The 24,393-nt window shown below is 66.3% G+C and carries 23 protein-coding genes and 1 other annotated feature; of the genes, 6 read left to right on the top strand and 17 right to left on the bottom strand.

All coding sequences use genetic code 11. The annotated features are described in order from the left end of the window. Nucleotides 1-57: 57 nt before the first annotated feature. The 4 genes from H4P35_RS13115 to H4P35_RS13130 form a co-directional block, all read right to left on the bottom strand. Nucleotides 58-1,524, bottom strand: coding sequence for a SulP family inorganic anion transporter (locus H4P35_RS13115; protein WP_180099486.1), 1,467 nt, complete (start codon nt 1,522-1,524; stop codon nt 58-60). A gap of 91 nt (nt 1,525-1,615) precedes the next feature. Next, nucleotides 1,616-1,668, bottom strand: a sequence feature (sul1 is cis-regulatory element that is thought to sense ions involved in sulfur or methionine metabolism; They are found in Alphaproteobacteria). 74 nt (nt 1,669-1,742) lie between these two features. Next, nucleotides 1,743-2,723, bottom strand: coding sequence for a c-type cytochrome (locus H4P35_RS13120; RefSeq protein WP_226849347.1), 981 nt, complete (start codon nt 2,721-2,723; stop codon nt 1,743-1,745). Further along, nucleotides 2,720-4,492, bottom strand: a complete 1,773-nt coding sequence (locus H4P35_RS13125; RefSeq protein ID WP_226849349.1) for a GMC family oxidoreductase — start codon at nt 4,490-4,492, stop codon at nt 2,720-2,722. Before H4P35_RS13125 ends, H4P35_RS13120 begins: the two co-directional genes overlap by 4 nt. Continuing rightward, on the bottom strand, nt 4,485-5,243 hold the full coding sequence (locus H4P35_RS13130; protein ID WP_226849350.1) for a gluconate 2-dehydrogenase subunit 3 family protein: 759 nt from the start codon (nt 5,241-5,243) through the stop codon (nt 4,485-4,487). Before H4P35_RS13130 ends, H4P35_RS13125 begins: the two co-directional genes overlap by 8 nt. A 114-nt stretch (nt 5,244-5,357) precedes the next feature. Between H4P35_RS13130 and H4P35_RS13135 the strand changes: the two genes are divergently transcribed. Next, nucleotides 5,358-5,765, top strand: a complete 408-nt coding sequence (locus H4P35_RS13135) for a hypothetical protein (RefSeq protein WP_226849351.1) — start codon at nt 5,358-5,360, stop codon at nt 5,763-5,765. Between the two features lie 395 nt (nt 5,766-6,160). Next, a complete protein-coding gene (locus tag H4P35_RS13140) occupies nt 6,161-7,738 on the top strand; it encodes a TerC family protein (RefSeq protein WP_226849352.1) in 1,578 nt (525 codons plus the stop codon). 24 nt (nt 7,739-7,762) lie between these two features. On the opposite strand, the gene H4P35_RS13145 is transcribed toward H4P35_RS13140, so the two are convergent. The 3 genes from H4P35_RS13145 to H4P35_RS13155 all read right to left on the bottom strand — a co-directional run bounded on the left by H4P35_RS13145 (nt 7,763) and on the right by H4P35_RS13155 (nt 9,540). Continuing rightward, nucleotides 7,763-8,245 carry a hypothetical protein gene (locus H4P35_RS13145; RefSeq protein WP_217618007.1) on the bottom strand — a complete coding sequence of 161 codons (483 nt, stop codon included), beginning with the start codon at nt 8,243-8,245 and terminating at the stop codon, nt 7,763-7,765. 126 nt (nt 8,246-8,371) lie between these two features. Then, nucleotides 8,372-9,088 (bottom strand): FMN-dependent NADH-azoreductase, encoded by a 717-nt coding sequence (locus tag H4P35_RS13150; RefSeq protein ID WP_226849353.1) that lies wholly within the window; start codon nt 9,086-9,088, stop codon nt 8,372-8,374. Further along, nucleotides 9,085-9,540 (bottom strand): GNAT family N-acetyltransferase, encoded by a 456-nt coding sequence (locus H4P35_RS13155; RefSeq protein WP_056317796.1) that lies wholly within the window; start codon nt 9,538-9,540, stop codon nt 9,085-9,087. Before H4P35_RS13155 ends, H4P35_RS13150 begins: the two co-directional genes overlap by 4 nt. A gap of 112 nt (nt 9,541-9,652) precedes the next feature. Here H4P35_RS13155 and H4P35_RS13160 point away from each other — a divergent pair, with 112 nt between their 5' ends. Then, nucleotides 9,653-11,077, top strand: coding sequence for a PLP-dependent aminotransferase family protein (locus tag H4P35_RS13160; protein WP_226849355.1), 1,425 nt, complete (start codon nt 9,653-9,655; stop codon nt 11,075-11,077). A gap of 21 nt (nt 11,078-11,098) precedes the next feature. Here H4P35_RS13160 and H4P35_RS13165 read toward each other — a convergent pair whose 3' ends face one another. Beyond that, a complete protein-coding gene (locus H4P35_RS13165) occupies nt 11,099-11,578 on the bottom strand; it encodes a carboxymuconolactone decarboxylase family protein (RefSeq protein ID WP_062839496.1) in 480 nt (159 codons plus the stop codon). Nucleotides 11,579-11,820: 242 nt separating this feature from the next. Between H4P35_RS13165 and chrA the strand changes: the two genes are divergently transcribed. Next, nucleotides 11,821-13,077: a chromate efflux transporter gene (gene chrA / locus H4P35_RS13170; RefSeq protein ID WP_226849357.1), complete on the top strand. Its 1,257-nt coding sequence runs from the start codon at nt 11,821-11,823 to the stop codon at nt 13,075-13,077. Between the two features lie 27 nt (nt 13,078-13,104). Here the strand turns inward: chrA and H4P35_RS13175 are convergent, their stop codons facing one another. Then, on the bottom strand, nt 13,105-13,899 hold the full coding sequence (locus tag H4P35_RS13175; protein WP_226849359.1) for an enoyl-CoA hydratase: 795 nt from the start codon (nt 13,897-13,899) through the stop codon (nt 13,105-13,107). 54 nt (nt 13,900-13,953) lie between these two features. Continuing rightward, nucleotides 13,954-15,156 (bottom strand): multidrug effflux MFS transporter, encoded by a 1,203-nt coding sequence (locus H4P35_RS13180; RefSeq protein WP_226849361.1) that lies wholly within the window; start codon nt 15,154-15,156, stop codon nt 13,954-13,956. A gap of 87 nt (nt 15,157-15,243) precedes the next feature. On the opposite strand from H4P35_RS13180, the gene H4P35_RS13185 reads away from it, so the two are divergent. Beyond that, on the top strand, nt 15,244-15,552 hold the full coding sequence (locus H4P35_RS13185; RefSeq protein WP_142055270.1) for a SelT/SelW/SelH family protein: 309 nt from the start codon (nt 15,244-15,246) through the stop codon (nt 15,550-15,552). Nucleotides 15,553-15,650: 98 nt separating this feature from the next. Here the strand turns inward: H4P35_RS13185 and H4P35_RS13190 are convergent, their stop codons facing one another. From H4P35_RS13190 to H4P35_RS13205, 4 genes are all read right to left on the bottom strand, one after another. Then, entirely contained in the window at nt 15,651-17,177 is a 1,527-nt protein-coding gene (locus H4P35_RS13190) for a tripartite tricarboxylate transporter permease (protein WP_056317816.1), read from the bottom strand. 3 nt (nt 17,178-17,180) lie between these two features. Beyond that, nucleotides 17,181-17,651 carry a tripartite tricarboxylate transporter TctB family protein gene (locus H4P35_RS13195; RefSeq protein WP_056317818.1) on the bottom strand — a complete coding sequence of 157 codons (471 nt, stop codon included), beginning with the start codon at nt 17,649-17,651 and terminating at the stop codon, nt 17,181-17,183. Between the two features lie 258 nt (nt 17,652-17,909). Further along, nucleotides 17,910-18,389 (bottom strand): nuclear transport factor 2 family protein, encoded by a 480-nt coding sequence (locus tag H4P35_RS13200; protein WP_152384443.1) that lies wholly within the window; start codon nt 18,387-18,389, stop codon nt 17,910-17,912. Nucleotides 18,390-18,445: 56 nt separating this feature from the next. After that, a complete protein-coding gene (locus H4P35_RS13205) occupies nt 18,446-19,036 on the bottom strand; it encodes a TetR/AcrR family transcriptional regulator (protein WP_226849364.1) in 591 nt (196 codons plus the stop codon). A 315-nt stretch (nt 19,037-19,351) separates the two neighbouring features. On the opposite strand from H4P35_RS13205, the gene H4P35_RS13210 reads away from it, so the two are divergent. Next, nucleotides 19,352-19,504 carry a hypothetical protein gene (locus tag H4P35_RS13210; protein WP_174245449.1) on the top strand — a complete coding sequence of 51 codons (153 nt, stop codon included), beginning with the start codon at nt 19,352-19,354 and terminating at the stop codon, nt 19,502-19,504. Between the two features lie 23 nt (nt 19,505-19,527). Here the strand turns inward: H4P35_RS13210 and H4P35_RS13215 are convergent, their stop codons facing one another. The 3 genes from H4P35_RS13215 to H4P35_RS13225 form a co-directional block, all read right to left on the bottom strand. Continuing rightward, nucleotides 19,528-21,282, bottom strand: coding sequence for a diguanylate cyclase (locus H4P35_RS13215; RefSeq protein WP_226849365.1), 1,755 nt, complete (start codon nt 21,280-21,282; stop codon nt 19,528-19,530). A gap of 236 nt (nt 21,283-21,518) precedes the next feature. Next, complete coding sequence (locus tag H4P35_RS13220) at nt 21,519-23,069, bottom strand: sensor domain-containing diguanylate cyclase (protein WP_226849367.1); 1,551 nt, start codon at nt 23,067-23,069, stop codon at nt 21,519-21,521. 114 nt (nt 23,070-23,183) lie between these two features. Then, nucleotides 23,184-24,302 (bottom strand): site-specific integrase, encoded by a 1,119-nt coding sequence (locus H4P35_RS13225; RefSeq protein WP_226849369.1) that lies wholly within the window; start codon nt 24,300-24,302, stop codon nt 23,184-23,186. Nucleotides 24,303-24,393 lie beyond the last annotated feature (91 nt).

A 24,393-nucleotide genomic window follows, 5' to 3' on the forward strand; every position in this document is an offset into this window, starting at 1 on the left:
TAACCAAACGTGTTGATCCGCAGCCGAGGCCATGAAGGCATCGGCCGCGACGGCGCGCTAGTGGCCCGATTGCGCCCCGGGCTGGGCGTAACGCCCGACCAGCGTTGCGCTGGCCTCGTTCAGTCCCATGACCTCGACCTGACGGCCCGCGCGGCGCAGCTTGAGCGTCACCTTGTCCAGTTCGCCGACGGCCGAAATGTCCCAGAAGTGCGCGCCCGTCAGATCGATCACCACGCGCTCCACGGCTTCATGAAAGTCGACCGCCGCCGAGAACCGCGACGCCGAGGCGAAAAAGATCTGCCCCGAATAGCGGTAGGTACGCATGCGCCCATCCTCGGACAGCGACGTGGCCACGTGCAGCAGCCCCTTGACCTTGCCGGCAAAGAACAGACCGCTCAGCACCACGCCCACCAGCACGCCGCGTGCCAGGTCGTGCGTCCAGACCACCACGGCGACCGTCGCCAGCATGACGACCGACGACTGCCAGGGATGCGAACCAAGGTTGCGCAAGGAGCGCCAGTTGAAGGTGCCAATCGACACCATGATCATCACGGCCACCAGGGCCGGCATCGGGATCTGCGCCACCAGGGGGCCCAGCGCCACGATCAGGAACAAGAGGAAGACGCCCGCCACGCAGGTGGAAAGACGCGTGCGGCCGCCGGCGCGCACGTTGATGACAGACTGGCCGATCATGGCGCAGCCGCCCATGCCGCCCAAAAAGCCCGTGACCAGGTTGGCAATGCCCTGGCCCTTGCATTCGCGGCGCTTGTCGCTGGCGGTGTCGGTCATGTCGTCCACGATCTGCGCCGTCATCATCGATTCCAGCAGTCCCACCGCGGCCATCGTCAGCGAGTACGGCAGGATGATGCGCAGGGTTTCCAGCGTGAAGGGCACATCGGGAACCATGAACGACGGCAGGGCAGAGGGCAGCGCGCCCATGTCGCCCACCGTATTGACGTCCAGGCCCGCCTGGATGGAGACGGCCGTCATGACGATGATGGCGATCAGCGGCGATGGGATGGCCGTGGTGAGCCGGGGCAGCAGGTAGATGATGGCAAGCGCGGCGGCCACCATGGCATACGTGACCCATGTCACCCCGATCAATTGCGGCAGCTGCGCCATGAAGATCAGGATGGCCAGCGCATTGACGAAGCCGGTCACGACCGAACGCGACACATACTGCATCAGCAGGTCCAACCGCAGGAATCCGGCGGCGATCTGCAGCAGGCCCATCAGCACGGTCGCGGCGAACAGGTAGCTGACGCCGTGCTCGCGCACCAGCGGCGCGACCAGGACCGCGACCGCGGCGGTCGCGGCCGAGATCATGCCCGGCCGCCCGCCCATGAACGCAATGATGAACGCGATGGAAAACGAGGCATACAGGCCAACGCTGGGGTCGACGCCGGCGATGATGGAAAAGCCGATGGCTTCTGGAATCAGGGCAAGGGCGACGAGCACCCCCGACAGAACGTCCGCGCGCGGATTGGCCATCCAGTCGCGGCGAAGCTTGGAAAGAACTGACATTGATTGGCTAAGCAGATTTGAGCAAGCGCCGGGCGTGGGCCGCGCCGCAGCGTGTGCGGCAGGTCAAGGGCGAACGCCCGTTGGGCTTGCAGGTTGTCCGAGGGATAGGCGCCCGGCCGAGCCACCCGGCAAGCCGGGTCCATCTGGGATCGCGACAGCGTCGCGGCCGCGCATCCGTTGCGGGTGCGGCGGACGAGATTGTACTGCCTAACCGGCGCCTACCGCGGCGCTGGCGCCGGGCCGGCGTAGTATTGCGCCAGCGCCTGGATCTCGGCATCGGTCAGGCGCTGCGAAAACGCCCGCATCACGCCGACATCGTCGTTCTGGCGCGAGCCATTGCGAAACGCATTCATCTGGTCGGTGAAATATTCCCGAGACTGCCCGGCCAGCCTCGGCAACAGCGGGCCTTCGCCCATGCCGCGCAGACCATGGCAATTGGCGCAGGCGGGCAGGGCGCGCGCGCCGTCGCCTTCAACATCCAGCTTGCGCGCCGCCTCGCCGCCGAATTCGCCCACGTGCAGCGGCGGGCCGGCCAACGTGCCGTAATAGGCCGCCACCTGTCCGATTTCTTCCTCTGTCAGCGCGCGCGCGATGGTGTTCATCAGGGGTTGCACCCGCGTGCCGGACCGGAAGTCGGCCAGCTGCTTGGCCAGATATTCGCTGCGCAGCCCCGCCAGGTTGGGGAAGATGCCGCCCGTGGGCGTGATGCCGGCCGGGCCATGGCAGGCCACACAGGCCTGCACGCCCGCGCCGGGCTTGCCGTTCGCGGCCAGCTGTTTGCCTGCTTCGGGATCGGCCTCGCGCAGCCATTTTTCCCAATCGGGGCGCGACGCGGTGAAATCGGTGGCGCTGCGTCCGGGCACGGGTTTCAGGGGGGCAGGCGTCTGAGCGCCCGATGGGGCGGCAGGCGCCGCCGCGCCCGAAACGGCGGCAGGCGCCGTCGCGCCCGATCCAGCGGCGGGACCCGGCGCGGCCGGCGCGGCACCCGGTGCCGCCGGGGCCGCCCCTTGCCCCGCCGGCGCGGCCGTCTGCGGGGCCGGACTTGCGGCGGGCGGTGGCGGTTGCGGCACGGCCGAGGCGCGGATCGCCTCGTCGCCGCCCGCGCCCATCATCTGGTGCACGGTCGCAACCAGCGTGATGGCGGGCACCGCGACCATCAACCCCACAGTGAAGATGATGCCTTTGCGATGTTCGATCATGATGACACCAGCGGGCCCGGCGAACGCAGATAGTCCGCCTTGATTTTCTCTACGATCCAGTAGGCGGTGGCGCCCACGGTGCCTGTCGGGTTGTAGCCCGAGTTCTGCGGAAAGAGCGCGGCGCCCGTGACGAACACGTTGGGCACGTCCCACGATTGACCGTAGCGGTTGGCGACGCTGGTGTTGGGGTCGTCGCCCATCGCCGCGCCGCCCGTCAGGTGGGTAGATTGATACGCGGTCGCCGAAAACGGCCGCTTGCGGGGGCCCGGTTCGGTGCGGACGATGCCCTTCATGGCGCGTGCGATCTCGTCGCCTTTTTCCGTCAGAAAGGCCGACATGCGGATGTCGTTGTCGGGAAAATCGTAGGTCACCCGCAACAGCGGCAGGCCCCACGCGTCCTTGTAGGTGGGATCCAGGCTCAGGTAGCCGCCGCGCCAGGGCTGCGCCGAGCCGGTGATGGTGATGTTGGCGGCATGGTTGTAGTAGCGCGCGACCGCCTTCTTCCATTCAGAGCCCCACGACGGCGTGCCCTTGGGCGTGGGATGAAAGCCGATCGGCGCGCCGCTGACCACCTGAATCTGCAGATAGCCGCCGCCGACGAAACCCACGGGTCCGTGGTCGAAGTTGTCGGCGCTGAAGTCGTCCATCGTCACCGCCACCGCGCCGGCGCCCATGAACGGATTGATGTTGACCGACTCATCAAAAAAGAGGTTCACGCCCGAGGTGGTCTGGTGCGTGTAGTTGCGGCCCACGACGCCGGTGTTGGTTGCCGGATCGAAGGGCTTGCCGATCCCCGAGAGCAACAGCAGCCGCACGTTGTTGATGCCGAACGCGCACAGCACGACGATTTCGGCCGGCTGGAAGACTTCTTCGCCACCGGCATCCACGTACGTCACGCCCCGGGCGCGCTTCTTGTCCGGCGTCAGCTCCACGCGCAGCACATGCGCGCCGGTGCGGATCTCGAAATTCTCCATCTTCATGGCCACCGGCAGGATGCACACCTGCGGCGAGGCCTTGGCGAAGTGCTCGCAACCAAAGTTGGAACAGAATCCGCAGTACACGCACGCGCTCATGTGCAGGCCTTCGGTGTTCACATAGGGCCGCGTACAGAGCGCGGACGGCTGCACGTATGGGTGGTAGCCCAGCTTGCGCGCGGCTTGCCCAAAGAGCGCCGGCGCATAAGGCACCTTCATGGGCGGATTGGGGTAGGGGCGCGAGCGCCACGGCTCGAACGGGTTGCCGCCTTCCTGTTTCTCACCCTTGATGTTGCCGGCCTGGCCCGAAGCGCCGATCAGGTAATCGAAGCGGTCGAAGTACGGCTCCAGCTCGTCATACGTGATGCCCCAGTCCTGACAGGTCAGTTCCTTGTCGAAGATGTCCTTGCCATAGCGCTCGTTGTAATGGCTGCGCATGACGAAGTCGGTGGGATCGAAGCGGTAGTAGGCGCCCGACCAGTGATTGCCCGCGCCGCCCAGATGCGTGCCGGGGTACGCAAATTGCCACCGGCGCATCGGCAGCGCCTTCTGGCCCGTGTTGTTGCGGAACGTGTAGGTTTCGGTCGCGGCGTCCTGGTGCAGTTCGTGGCGGCGCGTGTACTTGAGTTCGTCGTGGACATTGGGCCCCTGAAAGTCAGGCGACGGCCACCGTGCCTCGCCGCGTTCCAGCACCACGACCCGTTGCTTGGCGGCGGCAAGCTCCTTGCCGATGATGGAGCCGGTCCATCCCCCTCCAATGATCGCCACGTCCACCGCCGGTAGCGTTTTAGCCATGCTTGCCTCCGGGCGTCATCTTGTGGCTCGTGGCGTTGGCAATGGACACCGGCTGGCCGGCCCAGATCACGCCGTGGCGCTCGATGTCGTTGGAAAACGAGGCAAACGCGCCGGGAAACCCCACTAGCTTCCACCCCACCATGTCCGCATTGCCGCCGTAAAGCGGGTCCGAAAAGAACCCTTCGATCGTGCCTTCCAGCAACGCCTGGAAGAACACACCAGAAGGCAGGGGCGAGAAGTCGGGTTTGCCTTCCTGCATGTCGCGCAGCCAGGCGTCCTGCCGCGCCGCATCCAATTCCGCGAACGGCTTGCCGTCCGCTTTGCGCGCCGCCGCGTCCAGCGCGGCCAGACCGCGCCGGAACATTTCGGCCGGTGTGAACGAAAGCTGGTAGCCCTGTTCCGGCGTGCCCGGTTCGAAAGGACCCTGGCGGTAGAGCTGGCTGCCCGCGCCCCAGGCGCCGGCAAGCTGGCCGTCCAGAAACAGCGTCACCCCGGCTTCCTTGGCGCCCGGACCCAGATCGTCGGCCGGAATCAGCCGCGCGGCGATGGCGTCCATCGTCAAGGCTTCCTGCGCGTTGAAAAATTTGAGCGTCCGGTTGGGCGCGGCGCCAGTCGCGGCAGCGTCCGGCTGGGGGGCAGAAGGGGGATGGTCCGGTGCGCTGATTGCGCGGGGCGCCCAGGCGGCGCCGGGGACGCCGACGGCCAGGGCCTTGAGCAGCCCCCGCCGGCCGGGTACAGGTTGATCACGCATGTATCGCTCCCTTGTCGGGGCAGGCACGCCACTTGCCCCTGGATGAACAGAGATCCCGCGTCAGCTTATTGGCCTGGGGCTCAGTGTGTCACCGCTGTCGACCAAGGAGCAACCATGAAACATCCGATTCTGTATCTGTGCGCTACTGCCATGAGCGGCTTGCTTGCCACCGGCGCGTCGGCGCAGCGCGTTGAAAAAACGTTGGTCGCGCAGGCGCAGATGACGACCCCCGGCATGGGCGCCCCCGGCCAGCCCAAGCGGGACCAACCGTCCGGCGCGCAACAGCCGCCCGCGCAAACGCAGGGCGCGCAAGATAAGGGCGCAAAACAGAAACAGCGAGACCCCGGCCGGGGCGAGCCCGCGCGGGCAGGATCGAGTCCGCGGCAAGACGACGCCGGCGCGGACACGCGAGGCGCCAAGGGCACGCCGGGCAGCAACACCGGCTCGACAGGGCACGGCGGCATGCCGGGTTCCGGCGCGACGTCGGGCTCTGGCGGCACGGCTGACCTGCGCGGCCAATGAGCGTAGTAGCGGCCCCAATTCGCGCAATGCCGTGTTTCAGGTAATATTCAGGATCCTGTAAGAAAGAGAGCCCGGCGGATATTCCGATGCATTGCTGCCCCGGCAGCCTGGAGCCATCCGCCTTCTATGAACGAAGACCCTCCTCCTAGCAGGGCGCCGCACTTCTGCCGGCGCCCGACATCTTCTCCTCACACTGCCGCGGCAAGGCTTGTCTGCCTGCGCGCCGCCTCCCTGATCGCCACTGCGGCCACGCCGCGTCTGGGCGGCCGCGCGCCGCCTCGCCGGGTCACGTCCATTCGCGCACCTCTGCAACGATTGCGGTGCGCTCCTGATGCACTCCCTTCCCGCCGGCGCGCCCCGAACGCGCGCTCGCTGACGCTTTCCGTGGAAACCTGATGATTTTCGACTGGATGTCCGACCCCACCGCCTGGCTTGGCCTGGCGACGCTGGTCATTCTTGAAATTGTGCTGGGCATCGACAACCTGGTGTTCATTGCCATCCTGGCGGACAAGTTGCCGCCCGAGCAGCGCAACCGCGCGCGGCTCATTGGCCTGACGCTCGCGCTGGTGATGCGTTTGGGCCTGCTGGCCAGTATTGCCTGGGTGGTCACGCTGACCGCGCCGCTTTTCACCGTGCTGGGCGCCGAAATCTCCGGACGCGATCTGATATTGATCCTGGGCGGCCTGTTCCTGCTGTTCAAAGGCACGATGGAGCTGCACGAACGCGTGGAAGGCAGCGTCAGCCACGACCAGGGGCAAAAGCCGCAGCACGCCGTCTTCTGGCAAGTCATTCTGCAGATCGTGGTGCTGGACGCCGTGTTCTCGCTGGACTCCGTCATCACCGCCGTGGGCATGGTGCAGGAACTGAGCATCATGATGATCGCCGTCGTGCTCGCAATGGCCGTCATGATGATCGCCAGCCGCCCGCTGATGGCATTCGTTGGCCGTCACCCGACGGTCGTCATCCTGTGTCTGGGCCTGTTGCTGATGATCGGTTTCAGCCTGGTCGCCGAAGGCCTGGGCTTCCACGTTCCCAAGGGTTATCTGTATGCGGCCATCGGCTTCTCGATCCTGATCGAGCTGTGCAACCAGCTGGCCCGCCGCAACCGCGCCCGAGGCACGCATGCGCTGGGCCGCCGGCAGCGCACGGCGCAGGCCGTGCTGCGCCTCTTGCGCGGCGGCCGTGCCGGCCAGCCGGTGTCGCAAGCCGATGAAGTGGTCGCGCTGGTGGACGGCGCCGGGGACGAGCCGGCCTTCGCGCCCGAGGAAAGTTCGATGATCGAGCGCGTGCTGTCCATCGGCACGCGCGACATCCGCTCCATCATGGTCCCGCGCGGCGACATGACGTGGCTGGATGTGTCCGACACGCCCGACGTGATCATTCGCAAGTTCGCCACCGGTCACTCGCGCCTGCCGCTGTGCGCGGGGGATCCGGCCAACGTGCTGGGCGTGCTGCACTTCAAGGAGGTCCTGCCGCTGCTGCAGAACCCCGGCCCGATCGACCTGGTGGAACTGGCGCGCGAACCGCGCTACGTGATGGAAACCACGCCGGTGCTAAAGGTGCTGGATGAACTGCGCGCCTCGCGCGATCACATGCTGATCGTCGTCGATGAACACGGCGTGTGCGAAGGCCTGGTCACGCCGCTGGACGTGCTGGAAGCGGTGGCGGGCGACTTGCCTGAACACCAGGAAGACCACCCGGACGCCCTGCAGCTGTCCGATGGCTCGTGGCTGCTGGGCGGCCGCTTGTCCGTCGACGAAGCCGCCCGCCTTCTGGATGCGCCGGCGCTTGCCGACGACTATCCCGATGCGACGCTGGCCGGATGCTTGCTGCGCGCGGGCGGACGGATCCCCGAAACGGGCGACACCGTGATGCTGCGTGACTGGGGGTTCGAAGTGACGCGGCGGGACGGCCTGCGTATCGACCAGGTGCATGCGCGTCCGCACCAGCCCGAAGTCGGCGCGGCCGACTGACGGGCAGGGCGGCTCGCCACCGCCTCAACTGCAGATGCGGCGCCATGGCGACCGGTTCACCGGGCAGTAGCCCGGACACCGCGTCGCCACGGCCTTGCCGCTCACGCATTGCGCGTTCGGCTCGGTGAAGCCGTATTCCATGCTGCCGTAGCATCCGCACAGTTCCAGGATGGTGCCCGGCGGGTGTTTTGGCGGATCGGCGGGCGCCTTTGCCGGCTTGGCGGTCTTTGTGGTGTTGGCGGCGGATGCCGCGGCTGGCGCGGCCGGGGATGCTGTGGACGCGGCTTCGGCTCCCCCCGCGGCGGCGGACGCAGCGGCCTCGGGCGGCGCGCGGTTCGATTTCGTTTCGCCTGCGCCCAGGCGTTCCTTCACCGCTGCCGCGCTCATCCCGCAGCGTTTGGCAATCGTCGCCACGGTGCGTCCCGCGTCCGACATCTCGCGCAATGTCTTGTCGCTGCATGCCGCCTGCGCGCCGGCTGGCGCCAGGACACTCAGCCACAGCAGCACGCATGCGATTGCTCCAGGCCTGCATAGCGTCATGTTGCGCCTCCCGCACCTTGGTGCGCCGGGGCAGGACCACGCCCAAGTTGGACCACAAGTGCGGGCTAGCGTAGAGCGGCTAAATCAAGCGTGTCAATGCGGCCCGATCGGATGGCCCGAAGGGATTGCGTCACCGGCCGCCAGCGGGTCGGACGGGCGCCATCCGGCTGGTATCCGGCTGGCGCCGCATGGGAAGGCTGCGAAAGAAATGGCATCGACCGCGCGTTCGGCCTGCTTGCGAGCAGCCGCAAGATAAGCCGGCCCTCGGGCCGTTCCCTCCACCGATACAAACGTCACCTGTTTCAGCCCGATGGTCGCCAGCACGTGCCGCAGGTATGGCGTCAGGAAGTCCGGCTGACGGGCCTCTTCGCCGCTGAAGGCCCCGCCCGACGAAATCGCGACAAACACGGGGCGGTCCGCCAGCAATCCGACCTTGCCCTGCGGCGTGATGTGAAACGTATTGCGCACCCGGACGACAAGGTCCAGCCATGCCTTCAACGCGGAGGGGACGGTGAAGTTGTGCATGGGCGTGGCCAGCACGATGTGGCTGGCGTTTTCCAGCATCCGGATCAGCGCGCCCGACGCGTGCAGCGAACCGCGCCCGAGCACGTCGGCGGCAGGATCCGCCGGCGCGGCCAGCGCCGCGGCATAGTCGCTGTCCGCATGGGTGAGGGTGGTGGCGTCAAACTCGACGACCTCCAGGCCGCCGGCCGGCGCCGACCGCACGAGGCGGTCGACGATGCGCTGGGACAGGCGATAGCTCTCGGAATCGAGCCCCCGCGGGCTGCAGCGGATACGAAGAATGCTCATTGGGTGTTTCCTTTCAAGGATTTGCTGAACCGGATGGCGCTGGTCAACAGGCCCTGCCGGAAGTAGAAGCGTTGCGCCAGCGCGTTGCCCAGCCCGGTGTCCAGCACCAGCTTGTCGCAGTCCGCGCCGCGCGCCAGGTGATCCAGCTCGGCGATCAGCCGGGCGCCCCAGCGGCTGCCGCGCGCCGACGGCGCCACCACCAGGTCGTCCACGTACAGGAACCGCCCGTAGATCAGGTTTTCCTGATACCGGTATCCCGCCAGCGCCAGCGCTTCGCCGTCGCGCATGACGGCGAGCAGGCGATAGTTCTGCTGGTGCATGCGGGCCAGGCGTTCGACAAACGCGTCGTCGTGGGCAAGATGGGGTCGCAGCTCGCGCATCAGCGGCAGGCAGGCCTGCCATTCTTCCGGGGTCTCCAGATGGCGCAAGGACGGTTCCGTGGATGTGTGCATGGGATCAGTCGCTCGAAGTTCAGGGCGCGAAGCGCACGCCCGGCGTGAGTACGAATCTTAAAAACCACATGCCATAATTTGAAGGGCCATAAATGCGATTACGGACTATGCCATGATTCCTGCAACCCCCGACGGTCTGCAAACCGTCTCTGACGCCGCCGGCCATCCGCTCTACCGCCAGATCTATGAGCGATTCCGGAGCGCCATCGCCGAGGGCACCCTCAAGCCCGGCGACCGCATCCCGTCGGCACGCGCGCTAGCCAAGGAAATCGGCGTGGCGCGCGGCACCATCGAGGTCGCCTATTCGCTGCTGGCGTCCGAGGGCTACATCCAGGCGCGCGGCCAGGCCGGCACCGTGGTCGCTCCCAACCTGCAACCGATTGCGCGCGCCGCGCCCGCTGCAAAGGCCCGGCCCGCCGAGGCGCCGGAAGACGGCTGGCAACGTCCGGCCGCACCATTGCCCTTTCAGATGGGGCTGCCCGCGCTCGACGCCTTTCCGCGCAAGATCTGGGCGCGTCTGGGCGCGCGCCATCTGCGCGGCATGCAGCCGCCGGACCTTGCGTACCCCGATCCCTCGGGCTTGCTCGCGCTCAGGACCGCGACGGCCGCCTACCTGCAGGTGGCGCGCGGCATCCAGTGCGCGCCCAGCCAGGTGTTCATCACGTCGGGCTACAACAACACCCTGCAGCTCATCATGCAGGCGCTGTTCAAGCCCGGCGATTCGGTCTGGGTGGAAGACCCCGGCTATCCGCCCACGCGGGCGCTGCTGGCGCAGGCTGGGATGCAGGCCGTGCCGGTGCGGGTGGACGCGCAAGGGCTGGTCGTGGAGGCGGGTATTGCGCAGGAGCCGCGGGCCCGGGCGGCGGTCGTGACGCCCGCGCACCAAAGTCCGCTATGCCTGTCGCTGTCGCTGCCCCGGCGTCAGGCGCTGCTGGACTGGGCTGAACGCAGCAGCGCGTGGATCGTGGAGGACGATTACGACGGCGAATACCGCTACGTCGGCCGTCCGCTGCCGGCCCTGAAAAGCCTGGACCGCCAGGGTCGCGTGCTGTATTCGGGCACCTTCAGCAAGGTGCTGTTTCCCGGCATGCGGCTCGCCTACCTGGTGGTGCCCGAGGAGCAGGCGCCGCGCTTCGAGCGTCTGTGCATGCTGCTGGCGGGCGGCGCGCCGGCGTTGACGCAGGCCGTGCTGGCCTCGTTCATCAACGAAGGACACTTCGCGCGCCATATCCAGCGCATGCGCCGTCTGTACAGCGAACGGCGCGAGGCCACGGCCGCGGCGCTGTCCAGCGTGCTGGGCAACCGGTTGCGCATTGATCCGCAGCCAGGCGGCATGCACCTGGTGGCGCGGCTGGACGGCCATCAGACCGATCGCGAACTTGCGGCGCGCATGCTGCGGCAGGGCCTGTACGCCCATGCCTTGTCGCACTGGTCGGCGGCGCCGGACGCGCGCGCCGGCCTGCTCATGAGCTTCACCAATATCGTCTCGGCTGAGCAGGCGGAGCAGCTGGCGCGCCGCATCCTGCAGCTCATGTGACTCGCGGCAGCAGAGCGCCGGTCAGTTCAAGCCGGCCTTGTCCAGGCCATAGGCCTTGTCCGCGGACCCGGGCTCGGTGCGAAACGCGACGTTCAGCCGGTTCCAGCCATTGATCCCGACCACCAGGAAGGTCAGGTCCGACAGCTCGGATTCCGTGAACTGCGCTCGCACAGCGTCGTAGATCTCGTCCGGCACGCCGTGCGGCGGCAGCGTCGTAAGCGCCTCGGTCCATTCCAGCGCGGCGCGTTCACGCGGCGAGAAGAGGGGGGATTCGCGCCAGATGGCGACGTGATGCAGGCGCAGCGCGCGCTCGCCCTTGATCGTGGCTTCCTTGACGTGCATGTCCAGGCAGAATCCGCAGCCGTTGATCTGCGAGGCACGGATATCGACCAGCGAGCCAAGCTCCTGGACCACAGGCGTCTTCTTCAGCGCCATGCTGAAGTCCAGATATTTCTTCGACAGGACTTCGGACACCTGGAAATAATTCAACCGTTGGCTCATGTTCAGACCTTTCTATTGCAATGGGATGGGGGAATGACCGGCAAATGATGGCGCCGATTGGCCTACCGCTGAAGTGCCAAGAACCCATTTTTGATATGGGCCATGATGCGCCGGGCGGTGCGTCCGCCACGCGCCAATTCCTGACATTTATCCGATTGAATCCCGGCCGTGGCCCGGCTATAAGCTTGGTGCTGGGGCCTTTTATAAAATCGCCGCCCCGATTTCCCACGAAGCCCGAGCCGATGCCGCACCCATCCCCCCATGACGAACATGTCGACAGCAAGCCGGCCACCGGCGCGCGCGCCCAGACGGATCGAGGGTCCTGTCTTGAAGTGTTTCTGGTGTTCCTGCGCCTGGGCTTGACGTCCTTTGGCGGACCGGTCGCGCATCTGGGTTACTTCCGCACCGAATTTGTCGACCGGCGCCGTTGGCTCGACGATTACACCTTTTCGGACCTGGTCGCGCTGTGCCAGTTTCTGCCGGGTCCGGCCAGCAGTCAGGTCGGCATGGCGATCGGCCTGCGCCGCGCCGGGTGGGCCGGCATGCTGGCCGCGTGGGTCGCATTTACGCTGCCTTCGGCGCTCGCCCTGATCGGATTTGCGATGGGGCTTGCTCATTACGGCTGGCTTTCCGGGTCGGCGGCCATTCATGGGCTGAAGGTGGCCGCCGTGGCCATCGTTGCGCAGGCGGTATGGGGAATGGGCCGTTCGCTGTGCCCGGACCGATCCCGCGCCGCGCTGGCGGTCGCCGCCGCATTACTCACGGTGGTGCTGCCGGCCGCGCTGGCGCAGATCGGCGCCGTGGTGCTGGGCGCGGTGATCGGAGCGGCCTTCCTGCAATTGCCGGCCCGGCCCGTTCTGTCCCACGCGCCTTCCGGCGTGTCGCGCGCGGCGGGCGTGGCGTCTCTGGTGCTCTTTGCCGTGCTGATGGCGGGGCTGCCGCTCTGGGCGCTGATCTCCAGCGGCGCGCTGGCGGCCCAGATCGACGGCTTCTATCGCGCGGGCGCGCTGGTCTTTGGCGGCGGGCACGTGGTGCTGCCGCTGCTGGAGACGGCGTCGGTCTCCACCGGCATGGTGTCCAGCGCGGATTTCCTGGCCGGTTACGGTGCGGCCCAGGCCATGCCCGGGCCCTTGTTCACCTTCGCGGCCTTCCTGGGCGCGATGTCGTCCGGCCCCTTGTCCGGATGGGCGGGCGGCTTGCTGCTTCTCTGTGTCATCTTCGTGCCGGGTGCCTTGCTGCTTACCGCGGCGCTGCCGTTCTGGGACACGCTGCGGCGCCGGCCAGGCGTGCGCAACATGGTGGCCGGCGTCAATGCCAGCGTCGTCGGCATCCTGCTCGGCGCGCTGTATGACCCCGTCTGGACCAGCGCAATCCTGGGCAAGGCCGACTTTGGCCTCGCGCTGTTGCTGTTCGCGTTGCTGGTCTATGCCCGCTGGTCGCCGTTATGGGTGGTGCTGCTGGCCGCCGTCAGCGGCTGGTCGCTGGGCTGGCTGGTCTGACGCCCGGCCCCAGCCGTCAGCGCGTCGTCACGACGTCCAGCGCGGCGGGCGTTTCTGCAGGAAGGCGTCGATGCCTTCGCACGCGTCCGCCTCCATCATGTTGCGGGCCATCACGTCGCCCGCGTAATCATAGGCATCGGCCAGGGCCATCTGCCGCTGCTTGTAGAACATCCGCTTGCCGTAACGCACGGCCGCCGGGCTCTTGGCCAAGATGTCGTCCACCAGCGTGCGCACCCGCGCAGCCAATTCGCTCTCGGGCGCCGCCGCGTTGATCAGCCCCCAGTCCACAGCCTGGGCAGCATCGATGAAGCGCGCAGTCATCAGCATCTCGAAGGCGCGCTTGGCAGACACGTTGCGGGTCAGGGCCACGGCGGGCGTGGCGCAGAACAGGCCGACGTTGATGCCGGACACGGCGAACTTCGCGGTGTCCGCGGCGACTGCCAGATCGCAGCTGGCGACCAGTTGGCATCCCGCCGCGGTGGCAATGCCGTGCACCTTGGCGATCACGGGCACCGGCAGCGCCTGCAAGCCTTGCATGACGCTGCCGCATCGGCGAAAGAGCGCCCGGTAGTAATCAAGGTCCGGCTGGCTGCGCATCTCGCGCAAGTCATGGCCCGCGCAGAACGCGCGGCCGGCCGACTCCAGCACCACGCAGCGGACGTCGGCATCGCATGCCAGTGTGTCGATTTCCTGTTGCAACGCGGCCAGCATCGCCTCGGACAAGGCGTTGAACTGGGAAGGGCGGTTCAGGCGCAGCGTGACAACGCCGCCTTCGGCGCTGCGCAGCAGCACCGGTTCGTCCGCGGGTTTTTCGATGGACATGTCGCCTCCAGGTGGTTGTTCCTGGATACTAGCGCACGCCCCGCGCCCAATGGCTCAGGAACCGGCGGCAAGGCGCCGGCCCAACGCCGGCGAGAGCAGCAGCAGCGGCGCCACGATGACCGCGCCGACCAGCGCCATGGCCGCCTGAGGCGCCATGCCGCTGTCCAGCAGCAGGGTGGCGATCACCGCCGACCCGCTCATCTGGAAGAGGCCATACACGGCGGCGGCAGTGCCCGCCCGGTCGGCAAAAGGCTCGAGCGCCAGGCTCAGCCCCGATCCCAGCGCCAGCGAAAATCCGACGGTAAACACCGTGACCGGCAGCATGAAGACCCAGGCCGACAGGGGCATCCACAGCCACGCGCTGATCTGCAGGACCGACGCCAGCAGGAGGGCGGCCATGCCGACGCGCACCATGGTGTAGCGGCCATGGCGCGCGATCAACGCGGGCGCCAGGAAAAACGCCGCGATGTTGACGGTTGCATTCGCCCCAAACCATGCCGAAAAGCCCAGCTCGCTGTACCCAAGCTGCTCGACCAGCACGACGGGCGCGGCCGACACGAACACCAGGATCATGGCCATGCCCGCCATGCCGAAGCACGCAAAGTAGAGGAACCGTCCGCTGGTGACGATGGATGCATAACGGGGCAAGCTGTACAGCGCGCCTGGCCGGTGCGTCAGCTTGGCCCGGGTTTCCTCGAAGCGCACGGCCAGCAGCGCCGCCAATGCCAGCGCGAACACCGTCATGAAGACGAACGTGCTGCGCCAGCCTGCATGCAGGGCCAGCACGCCGCCCACCATCGGCGCCAGCGCGGGCACGGAACATAGCGCGCCGTTCAGGTAGCTGTAGACGCGCGCGCCGACGGCCGGGGTAAAGCAATCCCGCACGGCGGCAAACGCGACCAGCGATGCCGAACACGCGCCTAGTCCCTGGATGACGCGCGCCGCGTAGAACACCTCGAGGGACGTTGCCGACGCGCCCAGCGCCGAGCCTGCCAGGTATGCCGCAGCGCCGCACAGGGCCACGGGCCGGCGGCCATAGCGGTCGGCCAGCGGGCCGATCAGCACCTGGCCCACGCCCACCGCAAAAATGAAAAGGGTGATGCTGGATTGCAAGGCGCCGATGGGCTCGCCAAACGCCAATGCCATCGCGGGCAGGGAAGGCAGGTAGATGTCGATGGCCATCGGCGTGAGCGTGACCAGTCCCATCAAAAGACCGATCAGCCAGCGTTGGCCTCGGGGCGTCAAGGCAGACTTCATACGAGGCTCTGGGCCCATTGCAGACCCGGGAAAACCCGACATTATCCATGATCGCCTCCGCCCGCGCAGGCGTAGAATGCCGTTCCCATGAACCCGTCTGCTTTGCGCCCTCGCATCGTCATCCTGTATTGCACGCAGTGCCAATGGCTGCTGCGCGCGGGCTGGATGGCGCAAGAATTGCTTTCCACGTTTTCGACGGATCTTGGCGAAGTGGCGCTGCAGCCCGGCACCGGCGGAATTTTCCAGATCACCTACGACGGCGATCTGATCTGGGACCGCAAGCGCGACGGCGGCTTCCCCGACGCCAAGGTGCTGAAGCAGCGTGTGCGCGACCGCCTGGATCCGGGCCGCCCGCTTGGCCACATCGATGGCCACACCGCCCCGCCGGAAAGCTGACCCGAAACGCGGACCCGCATCGCTGACCGGGCAGGCAAAAAAAGGCCGGTCCTTTTAAGACCGGCCAAAGCAGCACTACCCCGATTCTTGATTTGCGTCTACGCGGCAGACTCCGCGTGCCTGAGCGCTTCGCGCGCCTTGCGCTGGCGCAGCGCCGACACGGCCAGCAGGGCGATCAGCCCCACGCAGGCCAGGATGAAGCCCAGGCTGATGGGCCGCGTCACGAAAATCGACAGCTCACCGCGCGACAGCAGCAGGGCGCGGCGGAAGTTCTCTTCCACCATGGGCCCGAGCACAAATCCCAGCAGCAGCGGCGCCGGTTCGAAACGCAGCCGGATCAACGCGTAGCCCGCGGCGCCGAACAAGGTCACCATTCCCACGTCGAAGAGGTTGTTGTTCGTGCTGTATACCCCCACGCAGACGAAGAACAGCGCGGCAGGGAACAGATAGCGGAAGGGAACCGTCAACAGGCGCACCCACATGCCGATGAGCGGCAGGTTCAGGAGCAGCAGCAGCACGTTGCCGACCCAGAAGCTGGCGATCAGCCCCCAGAACATGTCGGCGTGCTCGACCATCATCTGCGGACCCGGCTGGATGCCGTGAATGATCAGCGCGCCCAGCATCAGCGCCATGACGGGATCGCCAGGGATGCCCAGGCTCATCGTCGGGATGAAGCTGGTCTGCGTGGATGCGCTGGTTGCGGCTTCCGGACCGGCGATGCCTTCGATGGCTCCGCGGCCAAAGCGGCGCGGTTCACGGGCAACCTTCTTTTCCGTGGCGTAAGAGATGAACGACGCGATGGTCGGACCCGTGCCCGGCAGGATGCCGAACGCCGCACCGATCGCCGTGCCGCGCACCAGCGCGCCGCGCGACTGTTTGATGTCGCCGGCTTCCGGACGCATGGACTTCATGCTCACCTTCGTCGAGGTGACCTTGCTGTCGCCGCCGATGCGATTGATGTTCTTCAGGAAATCCGCCACGCCGAACAGCCCCATGGCCAGCGCCACGATCTGCAGCCCGTCGGACAGTTCCAGGATGCCGAAGTGAAAGCGCATCGTGCCGGTGTTCACGTCGGTGCCCACCACGCCCAGCAGCAGGCCGACCACCACCATCGCCACGCCCTTGATCGCCGAACCCTTGGCCAGCGTTGCGCCGGCCAGCAGGCCCAGCATCATCATCGAGAAGTACTCGGCGGGACCGAACTTGAACGCGACGTCGACCAGCAGCGGCGAGAACAGGATCATTGCCAGGATGCCGACGGACGCGCCGCAGAACGACGAGAACATCAGCATGAAGAGGGCCGAGCCCGCCTTGCCGTTGCGCGCGAGCGGATTGCCGTCCAGGCAGGCCACCGCGTGCGAGGCCGTGCCGGGCAGGTTCAACATGATCGACGTGATGCCGCCGCCGTACTGCGAGCCGTAGTAGATGCCGGACAGCATCACCAGCGCCGCGGTGGGCGTCATCGTGTAGGTCAGGGGCAGCAGAATCGAAATGGCGGCCAGCACGCCCATGCCCGGCAGCACGCCGATCAGGTTGCCCATGAACACGCCAAAGATGGCCCACATCAGGTTGTCCAGCGCGAAAGCGACCGAAAACCCGTGCATCAGGTTATTGAAGATTTCCATGGATCAACCCCAGCGGAACAACGGAAACTGCAGTTGCAGCGCCCAGGAGAACACGGCCACGCCAAGCACCGTGACGCCGGCGGCCAGGATGGCTGCGGAGCGCCAGGTATGCTGGCGGTCGCCCATGGCAGAGATGAAGACCAGCACGAACGTCGCCGGCACCAGGCCGCCGAACTTGCCGATGAGGATGAAGGAAAGCAGGCCGCCGATGATGCAGCCCCAGCCGCGCCACTCGGGCGGCGCCACTTCTTCGGCATCTTCCTCGGCGGCCACGGGCGAAGCCGCCATCTTGGCGATGGCCAAGCCAAGAAGCACCAGCAGCACGCCCAGAATGGCCGGGAACATGCCCGGGCCCATGCGGTCCAGGGTTCCCAATGTGTAGGTTGACGCCTGCGCGATGGCGCCCAGGCCCAGCACGATCATCGTGCCCGCAGCCCACGCCTCGCGCCGCACGGCGCTGCGTTTTGATTGCATGGTCTTTTCCTCCCGTTGTTGTGCTTTGCCTGACTTAGGTCTGAACAAAAGCTGACACTGCAATGAATGCGGGAGTCTAAAAATCCAAACTTCCGTTCACCTTTCAAGGCGTGCGAAAGTTGCGCGCGGGTGTCGCGATAGCCACGAAATCGGGGGAAATCCCTAGGCTTTTTTGAAGGGGAATGCGCGCGTCATGCGCCTGCGCGGCACGTGGGCCGCGCAGGCGCTGCAGGCCCGCGCGAGAGCCGTGCAGGGCGTTTACATGCCCAGGTCGGACAGGCTCGGATGATCGTCCGGACGGCGTCCGAGCGGCCAGTGAAATTTGCGGTCGGCTTCCTTGATGGGAAGGTCGTTGATGCTGGAATGGCGGTGGATCATCAAGCCGTCCTCGCCGAATTCCCAGTTCTCGTTGCCGTACGAGCGGAACCAGTTTCGCGAGTCGTCGCGCCACTCGTATGCATAGCGCACCGCGATGCGATTGCCGGTGTAGGCCCACAGTTCCTTGATCAAGCGGTACTCAAGTTCGCGCGCCCATTTGCGCGAAAGAAATTCGCGCGCTTCGTCGCGGCCATGCACGAACTCGGCGCGGTTACGCCAGCGGGTGTCCAGGCTGTAGGCCTGGGCAACTTTGTCCGCGTCGCGGGTGTTCCAGCCGTCTTCGGCCAGGCGGACTTTCAGGATGGCGCTTTCGAGCGTAAAGGGAGGAAGGGGCGGGCGGACTTCAGGGGACGATGTCATGGCGTGAGCCTCATGGTCGGGGGGGGGAGGGAATCAGGAAGGAAACGTGAATGGGGTCAGGCGTTGGCCTGAAGAAGCGCTGCGGCCGCGCGCTCGGCGCTGTCCGTGATCGATGCGTCGCCCGTGACCATGGCCACGGCAATCGCGCCGTCGATCAGCACCAGCAACTGGCGCGCGCACTCCTCGGGCTGGGCCACGCCAGCCGCTTGCACCAGCGATTGCACGTGCGCAAGCAGGCGCTCCTTGTGGCGCCGCGCCACCGCGCGGATGGGGCTGTCGGGGTCGCCGATTTCGCCGGCGGCATTGATGAACGCGCAGCCGCGAAAGCCTTCCGAGGCGAACCACTCGCGCAATGCATCGAAAATCGACAGCACGCTATCGCGCGGCGAAGGCGCGCGCGTCGTCGCCTCGATGAACCACTGCATCCAGCGCTCATCGCGGGCCGACAGCGCCGCGGCCACCAGGACTTCCTTGGTGCCGTAGTGCTTGTAGATGCTCTTGCGTGCCACGCCGGAGGTCTTGACGATGAGATCCATGCCGGTGGCGTTGATCCCCCCGGCATAGATCAGGGATTCGGTGGCGCGCAACAATTTTTCCTGCACGTCGGCGCGGGGTTCGGTATGGGATTCGGTATGAGCTTCAGTCATGGAGAATGATCGTTCTATCTGCAATGGGCAGATAGTAGAACGATCATTCTCCATCGTCAACGCGATTTTTCGGTCTCGCTTCCCGAAGCCAAACGCGCTCCCAGGGCGACGCCCCGCAATTTAGCTTGCTATTTCTGCCAAAAGTCTGCTAAAATCTTTCATCTATCGGCAAAATTATAAGAACAAGCCAGTAGTTTCGAATCCCGGCGACGCCTGCTCCTGAATGCTCCCCCGCACCCGCGGCATTCATGGCCCGCCTGAATCTGTGCGCAATGCTCGGCGGGGGAAGCCATGCGCCTGTCCAGGAGCATGCTTATGTCTCATCAATTGACTGCCAAGAAGGGAAGCTTCGAGATCCCCCCGTTGAATTGGAAGGCCCCCGAGGCCAACAAGCAGTCCGACCGGCACGACACGCCGTCCCACGCCGACACGCCCAAAAAGGCCGACGTCTCGCGCGTGAAGAACTAAGCCTGTAAGCCCGGACCCCCCTTTCACCCCAGGGTGCGTTGCTGGACTTGATCGCGCCCGTTCAATTTCGCCAGATAAAGCAGTTCGTCAGCGGCCCTAAAAAGGCCGCTGACGCTTTCTGCATGGCTCCACGAAATACACGCCACGCCGAAACTGGCCGTCAGCCCGAACGGGACGCCGGTTGCCGACGTGACTGAGCAGGTCCGGATGCGGTCTCGCATCCGCTGCGCCATCTCCATCGCCTGCTGCGCGCTGCGCGTGCGGCAGAGCACCGCGAATTCCTCTCCGCCCACCCGCGCAACGACATCCGACTGACGCCACGTCGCGTGGCAAAGTTGCGCCACGGCCTTGAGCGCCAGGTCGCCGCTCGCATGCCCGTGCGTGTCGTTGATGGTCTTGAAGTGGTCGATATCGAACAGGATGAAAGCCAGCATCGGCTGGCTCTCGTCCCAATGCGCGCGCGCCGCCTCAAAGCGCTTCTCAAAGGCCCGCCGATTCAGCAGCCCGGTCAGATAGTCCGTCTCGGCGGAGTGCGCCAGATCCGCAATCAACCGGTCGCGCTCGGCTTCAAGCTGCTTCTGCGCGGCGGACTTCTCCTTGAGCACGCGCAGCGCATTGAACATGTCCTGCACTTCGCCATGATGATTGCCGTGCGCAACGTTGGCGGGCGCCGAGCCGCTGGCAATGGATCCGATGATGCGCGTGGCCTGCGCAAAAGGCTGGATCACGCGCTTGCGAAATTGCACCAGCGCCACGGCAAGGGCGGCCACCAGCAGCGCGGTGGCCGCCAGGGTCACGGCAAGCAGCCGCGCAGCGGCCATGCGATGCGCCTCGATATGCCGTCCCATCTCGTCCAGCAGCACGTCGCGAAATTCCGTGATGGCGCCCATCAGCGGCACATAGGCCGCTGCCAGCGCGGCGGTCGACACGGCGGGCTCGTCGGACTGCCGCGATGCCTGCCCGCGCACGCGCGCCAGATAGGCCAGACCGTCGCCGAAGTAGCGCTGCTGCATGCGGGCATAGACCTCGGAGGCGCGCACATCGGGCTGCGTCGCCATGCGGGCTTCAATGAGCGCGCGCAACTCGTCGATCCGGCCCAGGACGCGTTCAATGCGGAACTGTTCCTCGGCCGTCAGCTTCCGGTGGCGGCTCAGCGCGGGCGTATAGGTGGATCCCAGCAGTCCTGCCTGTTCGCGCAGCTCGCTGGCCAGCAGTGCCAGCGTCAGCAAACTGGGCGCATTGGCTTCACTGCGCATGACCCATCCCGCGTTGGCCGCCAGGCTGGCCTGCCACTGCGGAATGATGCGAACCATGCCGCTGACCGCGTCCCACAACATTTGTCCCGACAACTGATCGCGTGGCGTGGCGATGAGCTGGTCGATGTCCTGCCGCGCGCTGGCCAGCGCCTGACGAATCTGCTGAATCTCGCCGCGCTTTGCGGCGCCGTCGGCGCCGGCATGCAGCGCCAGCAGCGCGTCAATCAGGGCGTCCGTGCGGGCGCGGGCCGCTGACAGGGAATCCATGACGTGCTGCGGCACGGGCAGGGCGGACCCCAGCGCTGCGTTCATGGGGCCGCGCTCCGCGGAGGCATGCTCCATGACGCGGATCGTCGCGCGCACCGACGAGAATGCCTGCCGCGCGTCCGACGCCGCTCCGTAGGATCGCCAATTCTGATAGAGCAGGATGCCGGCAAGCACCGATACCAGCAACAGCAAGCCGACGGCCAGCGCGATGAAATGACATTCCAGGGATTTTGGCGCGACGGCAGGGCGCAACATCTCGGCGTGCAGGTCCAGGCAAAGTGGAAGTTGCGCAGGATACTGTAATTGCCCCTTTGAAGACCTGGCTTTTGGCAGAAGATGGCTTATTTCAGTTTATGGCGGCAAGATTATTTCTTTCCAACGCAGTTAATTGCGTTTATCTGCGAAAACTTGCGTCATCGACTTTCGACGCGCCGTGCTGCGAGCAGACAGGGCACGCGTGCCAGCGACCTGCCGCCTCGCATTCCTGGGCATCAAGCCTCGTGCATCACCACCCGGTTGCGGCCCTGCTGTTTGGCTACATACAGCGCGGCATCGGCGGCACGGAACGCTTCGTCCACATCCGGCCCGCTCGATGGCCATTGCGCCACGCCGGCCGACACGGTGACGCGATTGTCGCCGTGCAAGGGGCGCTCGGCGATATGCGTGCGCAGCCGTTCGGCGACATGGACAGCTTCCCGCGCGGCCACCCCGGGCAACAGGATCAGGAACTCCTCGCCGCCGTTGCGGCACAGCACGTCGGACGGACGCGAGCATTCGCGCATGATCTGTGCCATGTCGCGAATCACCTCGTCGCCCACGTTGTGGCCATAGGTATCGTTGATCCGCTTGAAATGGTCGATATCCAGCGCCACCACCGAAAACGGCGTGCCGCCGGCCTGCATCTGGTCCACCGCATCCTGGGTGCCGCGGCGGTTGCGCAGGCCGGTCAACGGATCGGTGATGCTGGCCAGGTTCAGCTTGCCAATCTTGTCCTGCAGACTGGTGAAGCTGGCGATCACGGCGCGCTTGAGGCGCTCGGCCTCGAAGTACCACGCCTTGACGGAATGCACTCGCTGCATCGCCTCGCTGACGTCCTGATGCTCGACGTTCGTCGCCAGTTGCGACAGCGGTAGCGAAATCATGCGGGCGCACCACCAGATGGCCAGCAGAAACGCGACCGCTAGCGGCGCGGCATAGCCCAACAGCGCCCAGATAAGGTCGTGGATCGGCTCCAATGTGACCTGCGCGGGACGCTGCGCCACCACGCCCCAGCCGCTGATGGGCACCGGCGCATACCCGGCCAGCATGTCCACGCCCTTGGTGTTGATGACGCGCATTGCCCCGGCGTTGCCTTTGACCACCGATGCCACGACCGGATTGGACAGCACCGCCTCGCCCACGCGAGAGGCATCGGTGTGATAGATAAGCTGGCCATCGCCATCGACCACGTACAGGTACGATCCATCGTGGTAATGGTGATTGCCCAGCAGCTCATGCAAGGCGCTTTCATTGCGCAGGTAAATCGTGCCCCCCACGTACCCCAGGTACTGGCCGTCGTTCGAGAAGATGGGATGCGACACATTGACGAGCAGATTGCCCGCAACCGACACGTAGGGTTTGCTGATCATGGGCTGGCGGGCCCGCAGGGCGGCGCGGCTGCCCGGACTGTCGATCTGCACGCCCAGAAAGCTCCGGAAGGTCTGCGTGGTCGCCAGTACAGTACCGTCCACCCCCACGACACCCACCGAATTGAAGCTATCGGTCTGTTGCTGCACGCGCATCACTTCGGCGGCAAGGCGATCCGGCGATCCCATCAGCTCGGGCATGTGCCGGGCGCTGTATCCCAATTGCTGCTGTGCGGACCGCAGGAAGCTTGCCGCGCTTTCCGCCAGCTTCGTGGCGTAGACGCGGTTCGATTCGAGGGTGTTCTCGATCAACTGCTCACGCTGCACCAGATAGCTTGCATACAGGGCATTGGCCGTGGCCGCGATGGCGCTGAAGACGGTAAGCGCAAGCACAAGCCCGCGAAGATTGATTTGCATGGGGGTCGGGGACGGGCAGGGGACAAGCCGGCGCCTTGGGCGGTTGCATCCGATCCGATGGGCATCGATCGGCGTAAATGCCGGGGCGCGGTGATTGTACGGTCACTCCCACCATTACGGCAGGCCGGGGGGATCCTGAAGGTCTGGCCCCTGCGGGTCGTCCAGCAGGCGGGCGGCCGGAGATTGGGCCGCAGCGCCGGCCCGGAAATATCCCATCACCGTCGCCACGCTGGCGTGGCCGGTCATCGCCATCGTGTCGCCCAACGGCACGTTGCGCCGCCCGGCCTCCGTTACAAACCCGGACCGCAGGCTGTGTGCCGAATAGGCGCCGTCCAGCCCGGCCAGCCGGCTGCGTTCCAGAACGATGTCGCGCACCGCCGCGGCGGCCAGCGGCTCGCCCACCACATCGCCGCGCCGCACGCGCCGGAAGATCGGCCCTTGGCGGATGCCGCTTGCGGCCAGCCAGTCCGCCAGCGCCTGCGCGGCCTTGCCCAATATCGGTTTCTGGTCCTGCGCCCGAAGGACGCCCGTCTGGTTCGTCTTGGAATGCGCCATCGTATACAGATAGCCATCGCCCGCGCGGCGCGTGTTCTCTACAGTGGCCTGCACCACTTCGGACCGGCGCCGGCCGCCGCTTGCCCAGGCAAAAAGGAGCAGGGCGCGGTCGCGTTTGCCGCGCAACGAGTCGTCGCAGGTGTCCAGCATGGCTTGAAGCGGCTCGCGCGTCAGGGCTTCCTTGCGCGCGGGCGCGACGCCGCGGCGGGCATACGCGCGGCGCGTCTTGGACACCAGCTCGCGCACGGCGGCGGCGCGGCAGGGGTTCGGGTGGCCCAGCAATTCATGCGCCTTGGACAACACCGACAGGCGTTGCAGCAGCGTGTTCAGGCTGGGCGCGCCCAACCGTCCCTTCGCCTTCAGGCGCACCAGTTCCCGGTCCAGCTCCAGGGGCAATTCCCATTCAAGACCGTCCCCGGAAGACCGCTGCGCGTGGTCCACGACAAATTGAATGACCGCGGCCTCTGATACAGGCAAGGCGAACGACCGGCCATAACGCAGCCCGAACCAGGCCGACCAGTAACGGATCGCCGTGCGATAGCTGGCAGCCGTGTTGGGGGAACTGCCTTCGCGCAACAGGTCGCGCACCGCGGCGTCCGCGTGGCGGTCAAGGCTGTCCGGATCCAACCGCGCCAGGGCGCGTGTCAACGCCGGCGCCGCGCCTGGCAAGTCATTCATGTTTCCGCGCGCACGGCAGATGCCGTCTCCTGGGTGATGGATCAGTTGAACAATCCCGTCATGTTAGCCGGTGGATGGGCCTGCGGCCGCC

Origin of the sequence: Achromobacter sp. 77, assembly GCF_020541125.1 — a bacterium.
Lineage (GTDB): Bacteria > Pseudomonadota > Gammaproteobacteria > Burkholderiales > Burkholderiaceae_B > Achromobacter > Achromobacter mucicolens.